The following is a 9,174-nucleotide window of genomic DNA, read 5'->3' on the forward strand; positions in this document are numbered from 1 at the left end:
AAAAGATCACTTTTCAAAACGCTTTGACCATTCAGCCAAAATACGTTCACGCTGCTCTGCCGCCCAATAAAAATCATTTTTTACGAGCATTTGGGGAAGGTTTTTCGGGAAGTCCATAGTGGTATTTTCAATGCCTTTGTAGGCCACCATTGAAAAGTTATGGGCATAGGCTTCATTTGCCGCTTTGCTTACCGACCAATTTATAAATTTTTGTGCGCTACTTAATTTCTTGGTTCCTTTCACAATTGCTGAGGCTTCCATTTCCCAACCTAAACCTTCAGTTGGATAAACCACTTCTAAAGGTGCACCCTCTGCTTTTAATTTAAAGGCTGGATAACCGAAGGAAATTCCAATTGGGATTTCTCCCTGTGCAGCCATCTTGCAAGGTTTTGAGCCAGAGTGAGGATATTGTGAAATGTTTTTATCTAAAGCCTGCATATAGTCCCATGCCTGCTTTTCGCCCCAAATTTGCATCCAAGCCGTGACATCTAAATAGCCTGTGCCACTCGAAGCTGGATTTGGCATCACAATCAGGTTTTTATAAATGGGGTTGGTTAAATCTTTCCAAGTTTTTGGAATTGGTAACTTACGTTTTTCTAATTCGACTTTATTTACACAAATTGCAGATTCCCATGCATCCATACCCGTCCAAGTCGGTACAGGTTTTTGACTTACAAATTCTGGTTTTAAATTTTGAACACCTTCAGGTTTGAAAGGCTCAAGCATGTCTTTCTTTTCCATGACCAGTAAACTGGTTAAAGCCACACCAAAAACCACATCCGCTTGTGGGTTTTTCTGCTCTGCCAAAAGTTTAGCGGTGATCACACCTGTTGAATCACGTACCCATTTTACTTTTAGCTCTGGATAGGCTTTGTGTAATTCTTCTTGATACTGTTTGAGCTGGTCGGCTTCCACTGCCGTATAGACTGTAATTTCTTCTGAGTTTTTTGATGTTGCTGATGAACATCCCATTTGAATAGCAACCACCACACCTAAAACTGATGCAGTACCAAGTTTAATTGTCTGTTGAACATACTGTTTCATCTGCAAACCATCGAATGCAATTATTTGATGCTCGTATTTCAACAGCTTTATATGACAGTTTAATTAATCTGGTTTAAACCAGATTATATTTTTATGCTCGCGCTTCGAAATGTAAATCTAAAACATCATGTAGCCAATATTCTTGGTCAACATCAGTAATTACGCCTTCTTTATTTCTATTACTACGACGAATATATAAACCGAGCGCGCCTACATTGACATGCAATGCTTTGGCCTGCTGTTCCGATAAGGCCGTTGGATAGAGGTTAATATCAGCTCTGGTGATATGGCAGTTATATTGATTTGCCATCAGTAAAGTAATCGATTGCTTAAGATCATGAGTTAAAAACTCAGGGAAAAACTCGGCGTTAACACGTAAATGCTCAACCAAAACAGGTCGTCCATTAATACAACGACGTCGCCAAACTGAATAAATCGGATGCCCTTTTTCAACTTTTAAATGCTTAGCATCCCAAGAAGTAGCCTGAGTCAGTTCACTCGAAATCACTTCTGTCGAAGGTTCATAGCCTTGTTCAATCACAAACTGATTAAAGTTTTTGGTAGATTGCGGGTGATAAATAATACGAGGAGAACGAACATACCAACCACGGCGATCTAATCGATAAATCAGGCCATCAGTTTCCAAAGCCAACAAAGCTTCACGTGCAGCCACTCGAGTGGTTTGGAATTGTTCTGAAAGCACTCTTTCCGAAGGGAGTTTTGCGTGGGCTTTTAATACGCCAGATTCAATATCGTGGGCAATTGCATCGCGGATAGGAATATATTTAGGTATGCGAGCTTGATCCTGTTCCATACAAACTTAGAATTTATAAATAAAGAAATTAATAGCAATATACTGAAAAAATATGACAAAAGCTTTTATTAATGCTGATCTTTTAAGCAAAACAGTCTCTTAAGCTATTGCTTACCAGTTAAGTTTTTATAAATAAAAAGGACATTTGCATGCCCTTTTTATTTCTACTTAGTCTTTAGCTTGCGTGCTTGAAACTATCAATTTGCTTAATCTCATAAGGCAAACCGACATAGTTTTCGGCCAATGTGGTTTTACCTGCAATTGATCCAAGCACATAACTTAACTCGGCTTGTTTAATCTTATGATCAAACTCACTTTCAGTTTCAAAACGATGCAATAAATGAGTCATCCACCAAGAAAAACGCTCCGCTTTCCATACACGTTGTAGGCATTTTTCTGAGTATTCATTTATACCTTGCTCGGAACCTTCAACATAATATTCAACAAGCGCACTTGATAAATAAGCAATATCAGAAGCCGCGAGGTTGAGGCCTTTTGCTCCTGTCGGTGGAACAATATGCGCAGCATCACCTGCTAAAAATAGTTTTCCGAAACGCATTGGCTCGGTCACAAAGCTACGTAACGGCGCAATACTTTTTTCAATAGAAGGTCCTGTGACTAGCTTTTCACGGCTTTCAGGGTCTAGACGGTTTTTTAGCTCATCCCAGAACTTTTCATCTGACCAATCTTCGACGTGATCTGTTAAAGGGACTTGTAAATAATAACGGCTACGTGTTTCTGAACGCATACTACATAAAGCAAATCCACGCTCTGACTGTACATAAATGAGTTCATCGGCTACAGGTGGCACATCGGCCAACACCCCTAACCAGCCAAACGGATAAACTTTTTCAAAGGTTTTAATTTTATCTTCAGGTACGCTGGCACGGCAGACACCGTGGTAGCCATCACAACCAGCAATAAAGTCACACTGAATTTCAAAAGCTTTACCTTGGTACTCAAACTCAACTTTTGGTTCAGTGTAAAAATCTTTCACTTGTACATTTTGAGCTTCATAAAATGAAGTGAGCTGTTCTGCTTCACGCGCAGTCATTAAATCTTTGGTGACTTCGGTCTGACCATATACGGTTACTTGTTTGCCACCCGTGAGTGCAGCCAAATCAACGCGATGCAATTCACCATTGGTTAAGATTTCGATGCCTGAATGCGGTAATCCTTTGTCTTTTAGGTTTTGGTCAACGCCTGCTTGTTTCAGTAAGTCGACCGAAACTTGCTCTAAAATTCCTGCACGAATCCGCGAAGCCACATATTCAGCACTACGTTGCTCAACAATAATATGGTCGATGCCAGCTTTATATAGAAGTTGCCCCAGCAATAACCCTGCTGGTCCAGATCCAATAATTGCAACCTGTGTCTTTAAACTATCCATAACTTCATCCTTGTTTCATCCTGACTTTTAAATTACTGGCTTTAAGTTTTGTGCACTATGTATCCAAGACGAAAATAACCGTTTATCATTTAGTTTGTCCGAATAGCGGACAGAAATAACCAAAATAACAGGAACGAAAGGATGCCTTCTCTCGATGCTTTTTTAGAGCACCCAAACTCGCATGAGAAAATTCGTCAAGAAGACTACATTGCAGGCTTAGCAAAAGGCTTAGCTTTACTCGAAGCTTTTGGAACGGATCGCCAGCGGCTTAATGTCACTCAAGTAGCCGAGCGAACAGGCATTAGCCGTACAGCGGCAAGGCGTTATCTAAAAACTTTAAAGTACTTAGGCTATTTAGAAACAGATGAACACTACTTTTGGCTCACTCATCGCGTGCTGCGCTTTTCGAGTTCTTATTTAAGCTCTGCCCACCTGCCTAAAGTTGCTCAGTCATTTTTAAATCTTTTGTGTGCGCAGACATCTCTAACTTTTTCGATTGTGGTTCTGGACGATAACGAAGTGGTGCCGATTGCCCGTAGTTATTTACCTCAGCAAGATAATCTGCGTGTTAGCCCTTATGGTATGCATTTAGGTAACCGACTCCCTGCGCATGCCACGTCTACAGGTAAAGTATTGCTGGCAGCACTACCCGAAGAAGCTCAACATACGTGGGTAAAAAATTATGGTTTAAAGCGCTTAACCCCTTTTACCATTGTAGATGAGTCAAAGTTTTTTGAAGTGCTTAAGGGTATTTCGTTATCGGATTATTGTCTTTCTAAAGAAGAACATGAGCTTGGCGTGATTGCGATTGCTGTGCCCGTATTTAATGCACAAGGTCAAGCCATAGCAGCGCTTAACTGCATGTCGCAAACCAACCGTGTACAAGAAGATTATTTAGTTCAGCAAATTTTGCCATTGCTGCGTAACACGGCAAATGAACTCAGAAATGTAATTTAAATCGTCTTAGAAACTCTTGTCATCAATTAGAGGGACAAGAGTTTCAAATCATAATTTTAAAACAACGGGGTCTTTAACTCGCTGGTTTAGCAGAACTCGTGAAAGAATGAATACGAGCCAATTGAGCAGCTAAACAATATTGGAAAAATGACTTACAGCAATTTTTAGGCATTGGTATGTTGATGAAGATTTTGTTCAATAGACATGGCTTTTTTCCAGCTTTCTAGGTTTTCTAGACCTTTTACATATTGTTCAATATTGAGATATTTTGACCGAATATTTAAAGAATTAATTAGACCATAGACTACGAAACCAATCATAAAATCTGCACCCGTTAAGCAATCGCCTACTAAGAATTTTTTGCCTACTAACTGTTGATCTAAATATGAAAATACTTTATCCAACTCAGTCTGCGCATATTGATCTAAGAACTTTAATTGAGTGCCATTTTTTAACTCAATCGAATTAAAAATATTTAATAAATATGGAACCATAGCAGAACTTTCTGAAAAATGAACCCATTGTAAATAATCAAGATAACTGTCTGAATCTTTCGCGGGCATCAGTTGAGGAGCAAACTTTTCAATCAAAATTTCTACAATGGCACCTGATTCAGCAATTACTTTTCCATTAAGTTCAATCACAGGTGATTTTCCTAAAGGATGTATGTTTTTTAATTCTTGAGGTGCAAGATTTGTAGCTTTATCTCGAAAATAACTTTTTAATTCATATGGTTGATTAATTTCTTCAAGTAACCACAGAATGCGAAATGAGCGTGAAGCATTTAAATGATGAAGAATAATAGACATTAATTTTCTCTTTTAAACTAGAAGGTCAACAAAGTAAGGCCTAACTATATAGCTTGATAGACGACCGGTCTAATATTTTTTGTTATCAGCCACGCATTTGTCTGATCAAGCAATAAAGTAAATGTCTTAAAAGTATAAAAACCACATCCGTAGATATAGTGACAAACTGGCTTTTAATTTTATCTATTGCCTAGCGTATATTAATAGTTCGAAGTTGATATAGAACGAAAAAGTTTAATAGAGTTGTATATCGATTTACTATCACTTGTTACGTCATATTTATTATAAACAAGTTAACTATTTTTATGCTATTTAGTCACTAAAATCTATTATCTATCTATTTTTCACTCAAAAGAAATAGACCAATAACAAATTATCTAATGACTTTTACATTCATTAAAATATTTTTCAACCCTACTACATGAAAACAAAAGAAAAATTATTATAAAACTTAAAAATAATAATGAAATTTTTGGAAAAAACCAACTCAACACAAAAGAAAAGAAATAAAAAAAATTAGAATCAAATAATTTCTCATGATTATTAAACAAAATTGAAGTCAAGTATTTTTTCCTTTCAAACCGAATAATAGTTTTTTCTAAAACTTTATAGCAAATACTGCATACAAATAAGATAAACGTATAAATAGATACTGGATTTCGTGAAAAGTTTGTTGATACCATCCACTCCACTGAAAAAGGAATAATAGTTATCCAAAATATAAAAAAAAGATTAATTTTAAAAATTTTTCCATTAATATTATCAACAACTTGAAACAAGTGATAATGACAGTTCCATAAAATCACTATAAAAATAAAAGTTAAAACATAAAAAGTAAAACAACAAGCTTCATTAACCAAAGAATAAAAATCATTATTCTTTGGGATTTCTATATGCATCACCATGCTCAAAATAACAGCAACAAAAAAAACATCACTCAGTAATTCTAAACGCTTTTTATTCATTTTTTAAATCCAAATTTATTTAATAATTATATAATTTCAAAAATAAAATAACTTTCAAAAACATTAAAATCAATCTTTTCCACTCATCACACAAAACTTCAAGAACATTTATCAAAATTTTAAATTTAGACCCCATCATTAATTTAAAAACAATCGCTAAAAATCTAATTATCCATCAAAGAACGGAAGGAATTTCAGTATTACTATTTTTACTCATCTTTAATCCAATTGGCTTACCTAGAAGAGATGACTATATAACCAAAAAGTTATGTAAATTCCTAGATATCAATTTAAATACAATATGTATTTTCACAATATACAATTATTGATAACTTGAATAAATTTATATACCTTACCGACAAATCCTCCTATATTTTCGCTCTGCAATGGATAAATTAGATTGTATAAATGCTTTTATTACTGTTGTTGAAAATGGTAACTTTAGCAAAGCGGCTCTTGAACTAAATATTAGCCGAGATCAAGTATCTAAAAGAATCTATCATTTAGAAAGTACATTTAGTACCAGTTTATTTATTCGTAATACTAGAAATATGAATTTAACCACTTCAGGTGAAAAATTCTATTCACGATGTAAAGTTATCCAAAATGAATTAAAAGCGGCAACTAATGATTTTATATACGATCAAAAATACCCTGAAGGCATATTAACAATTCAGGCACCCCACTCTTTCACTAAAACCTGCTTCCCAGAAATTATTTCAAAATTCAAGGAACAATATCCAAGCATAATAATCAACTTATTATTTTCAGATAATGAGTCTAATACAAATGAAGGCAACTTAGATATTATTTTAAAAATTGAAGAAGAATTTGATGAAAAAAACACACATCTTATAGATACTTACTATAGAAGATTTTATGGTACACCTTCATACTTTACAAAACATCGAAAGCCTCAAACTATTAAGGATTTAATCCAGCATAATATTTTTTTACATTCTAGGTCAGATTTAAAAAACAATCTAACTATTTCACCACCTAAATTAATATGTAACAATAGTGATATTCTTTTAGATTTCTGTAAAGAAGATAAAGGACTTATATTTTTACCAGAGTTCTTAGTAAAAAAAAGTGAACATAATGGAGAAATTATAAGATGTTTAGACGATTTTTATACTCCAAAACTTTATTTTTATGCAATCACACCTTATGCAGAAAAATCTCCAAAAAAAATTCAAGTATTTTTGGATTGTGTAAAAGACTTTCTATCAAATCCTGAAACTAACCCTCCTATCAGCTAACATTTAGGTTAAATAAAATGTTTAGGATTAATTTTAAAAATTAATCCTAAACATGAATTTTCATTATTCTTTATCTTTAGATAATTAACATTAGCTCGTTCAAAAATAAAGAGTTGTTTTACTAAAATACTAATATCATGGATGATATGTTAATTTAATAATTGAACCTGGATTAGCCATTTTATTCGTTGGTATTCCATTTTCATCGAGTACATTCCCCGTTACATCTGTTGCAAGATATACACTCTTTAAATCTGGACTAAGTCGTGCAACACGATAACGGTTCTGAGTATGAAAATATTTTCCTCCATCACCTTGTGCTTGAACTTTATTTCCATCTAATACAACAGTATACAGTGCACCATTTTTTAATGAGGTGACCAACAAACTATTTTGCCAGTTTTTGATCGGACCATTACTAGGATAATACGTCACACTCGAAGGGCCAATTGTTGCCCAACAGAGATAAGACATATCTTTGCAGCGTATGTCGTCAAAGTTATAATTTTTAGGGACAGTGAAAAAAGTCTTTATTGGTTCATGGAAATTACTTGGAGCTTTCCAATCAGTCTCTTTCATTACAGGGACTTGAGGAGGAGTTTTAACGCGATTAGTATCTGTGGCACCCACAAGTTTGTTACAGTCTGGAGCACCAGACCAATTTTCATATTGATAAGAATTATTATCTAAATAACCTGCAACATTAGGCCACCCATAATTTCCTCCTGCAACTAAACGATTTACTTCATCATCACTAGATGGTCCATGTTCTACCGAGAATAATTCTTTTCCTACAAAGACTAAACCTTGTGGATTTCTATGACCATAAGTAAATATATGACTTTGAACACCATCAATTCGTGGATTATCCGAAGGAATTGAACCATCCGCATTTAGGCGTAAAACCTTACCAACATATGCAGTCCAATCAGAATTTTTAACTTCATTTGCTGTTGGAGTACGTTGTGCTTCATTTAGTAAACATTGAGCATGCCCCTGATTATGTCCTAATTCACCTTTAGACATATACAACTTTTGATCAGGACCAAAAACCAATCTTCCAGCATTATGGTCATTCGCAGCAGGAATTCCGTCAATTATAGTTTTTGGATTTCTAAGCTTTTCTGTTCTGCCATCATAGTCCATCTTAATAATTTTAGCCCAGAATCCTTGTTTTCCAGCTTGATTGGCGCCCTTATAAGTATAGGTTAAATAGACTTGACCTTGTTTCGCTGTCATGCCTGGTGCAAAAGCCATCCCTAAAAGACCATTATGCTGATGATCTATAAATACACCGTCAATTGTTGCAGCAACTTTTTTCTCTCCAGTCTCAGGATTAATTCTTACTACTCGAGCTCCTTCACGTTCAGTAACCCAAAGCATGTTATCTGGGCCCCACAGCATTTCCCATGGAGAGCTCAAGCCATCAGTAATAATCTTTACATCAAAGGTCTCATTAACTTTTAATTTATTAACTTCTTTAGCTGTTGCAAGTGTAGGTAAGCATAAAAGAATAGCGCTACTCAAAATAAAAAACCGACGTTTCATAAATCACTCCTAAAAAATTACAGCCAAAAACAAAGCTTTATATAAAAAAACCCATAAAAAAATTTTCACTTTAATTAGTGAAATTTATTAAAGTATGTAATTGCATATAAAACCAAAAACTCAGGTAAGTAACTAGGCTGTAGTTGAATACAATATGTATTGCCCAGAAATACAATTTGAACTAGCCAAAGACTAAAACGGTTTATATCAGAACTAATACGAGCCAATTGAGCAGCCAAAGAAGATTAGAAAAATTACTTACAGCAATTTTAGGCATTGATTTGGTGATGAAGATTTTGATCAATAGACATGGCTTTTTTAAGCTTTCTACACTCTTTACATATTGTTCAACATTAAGACATTTTGATTGAATATTTAAAGAATT

General features: G+C 34.7%; 8 protein-coding genes and 1 pseudogene. 2 read left to right on the forward strand and 7 right to left on the reverse strand.

Features of this window, described 5'->3' with window-relative positions:
• Positions 1 to 6: 6 nt before the first annotated feature.
• The 3 genes from ACXM0J_RS12040 to pobA all read right to left on the reverse strand — a co-directional run bounded on the left by ACXM0J_RS12040 (position 7) and on the right by pobA (position 3,248).
• Positions 7 to 1,044, reverse strand: coding sequence for a putative 2-aminoethylphosphonate ABC transporter substrate-binding protein (locus ACXM0J_RS12040; RefSeq protein WP_068931127.1), 1,038 nt, complete (start codon positions 1,042 to 1,044; stop codon positions 7 to 9).
• 91 nt (positions 1,045 to 1,135) lie between these two features.
• Positions 1,136 to 1,858: a UTRA domain-containing protein gene (locus ACXM0J_RS12045; protein ID WP_086266205.1), complete on the reverse strand. Its 723-nt coding sequence runs from the start codon at positions 1,856 to 1,858 to the stop codon at positions 1,136 to 1,138.
• Between the two features lie 175 nt (positions 1,859 to 2,033).
• Complete coding sequence (gene pobA / locus ACXM0J_RS12050) at positions 2,034 to 3,248, reverse strand: 4-hydroxybenzoate 3-monooxygenase (protein ID WP_086266206.1); 1,215 nt, start codon at positions 3,246 to 3,248, stop codon at positions 2,034 to 2,036.
• A gap of 141 nt (positions 3,249 to 3,389) precedes the next feature.
• Here pobA and pobR point away from each other — a divergent pair, with 141 nt between their 5' ends.
• Positions 3,390 to 4,205 (forward strand): IclR family transcriptional regulator PobR, encoded by an 816-nt coding sequence (pobR, locus tag ACXM0J_RS12055; RefSeq protein WP_017385546.1) that lies wholly within the window; start codon positions 3,390 to 3,392, stop codon positions 4,203 to 4,205.
• A gap of 164 nt (positions 4,206 to 4,369) precedes the next feature.
• Here pobR and ACXM0J_RS12060 read toward each other — a convergent pair whose 3' ends face one another.
• Both ACXM0J_RS12060 and ACXM0J_RS12065 read right to left on the reverse strand, forming a co-directional pair.
• Entirely contained in the window at positions 4,370 to 5,014 is a 645-nt protein-coding gene (locus ACXM0J_RS12060; RefSeq protein ID WP_086266207.1) for a glutathione S-transferase family protein, read from the reverse strand.
• Positions 5,015 to 5,391: 377 nt separating this feature from the next.
• Positions 5,392 to 5,979 (reverse strand): TMEM175 family protein, encoded by a 588-nt coding sequence (locus ACXM0J_RS12065; protein WP_086266208.1) that lies wholly within the window; start codon positions 5,977 to 5,979, stop codon positions 5,392 to 5,394.
• A 386-nt stretch (positions 5,980 to 6,365) separates the two neighbouring features.
• On the opposite strand from ACXM0J_RS12065, the gene ACXM0J_RS12070 reads away from it, so the two are divergent.
• A complete protein-coding gene (locus ACXM0J_RS12070; RefSeq protein ID WP_086266209.1) occupies positions 6,366 to 7,241 on the forward strand; it encodes a LysR family transcriptional regulator in 876 nt (291 codons plus the stop codon).
• A gap of 135 nt (positions 7,242 to 7,376) precedes the next feature.
• On the opposite strand, the gene ACXM0J_RS12075 is transcribed toward ACXM0J_RS12070, so the two are convergent.
• Together ACXM0J_RS12075 and ACXM0J_RS12080 are read right to left on the reverse strand one after the other, a co-directional pair.
• Positions 7,377 to 8,789 carry a glucose/sorbosone family PQQ-dependent dehydrogenase gene (locus ACXM0J_RS12075; RefSeq protein WP_086266210.1) on the reverse strand — a complete coding sequence of 471 codons (1,413 nt, stop codon included), beginning with the start codon at positions 8,787 to 8,789 and terminating at the stop codon, positions 7,377 to 7,379.
• Between the two features lie 269 nt (positions 8,790 to 9,058).
• Positions 9,059 to 9,174 (reverse strand): annotated as a pseudogene (locus ACXM0J_RS12080) (glutathione S-transferase); the annotation flags it as partial.

The sequence above is a fragment of the Acinetobacter sp. GRABPA_MV_2 genome (genome assembly GCF_056725885.1).

Bases quoted from the DNA above. Each gene is read 5' to 3' on its own strand.
- ACXM0J_RS12040 (WP_068931127.1), bottom strand. From the start codon at position 1,044: ATGAAACAGTATGTTCAACAGACAATTAAACTTGGTACTGCATCAGTT.
- ACXM0J_RS12045 (WP_086266205.1), bottom strand. From the start codon at position 1,858: ATGGAACAGGATCAAGCTCGCATACCTAAATATATTCCTATCCGCGAT.
- pobA (WP_086266206.1), bottom strand. From the start codon at position 3,248: ATGGATAGTTTAAAGACACAGGTTGCAATTATTGGATCTGGACCAGCA.
- pobR (WP_017385546.1), top strand. From the start codon at position 3,390: ATGCCTTCTCTCGATGCTTTTTTAGAGCACCCAAACTCGCATGAGAAA.
- ACXM0J_RS12060 (WP_086266207.1), bottom strand. From the start codon at position 5,014: ATGTCTATTATTCTTCATCATTTAAATGCTTCACGCTCATTTCGCATT.
- ACXM0J_RS12065 (WP_086266208.1), bottom strand. From the start codon at position 5,979: ATGAATAAAAAGCGTTTAGAATTACTGAGTGATGTTTTTTTTGTTGCT.
- ACXM0J_RS12070 (WP_086266209.1), top strand. From the start codon at position 6,366: ATGGATAAATTAGATTGTATAAATGCTTTTATTACTGTTGTTGAAAAT.
- ACXM0J_RS12075 (WP_086266210.1), bottom strand. From the start codon at position 8,789: ATGAAACGTCGGTTTTTTATTTTGAGTAGCGCTATTCTTTTATGCTTA.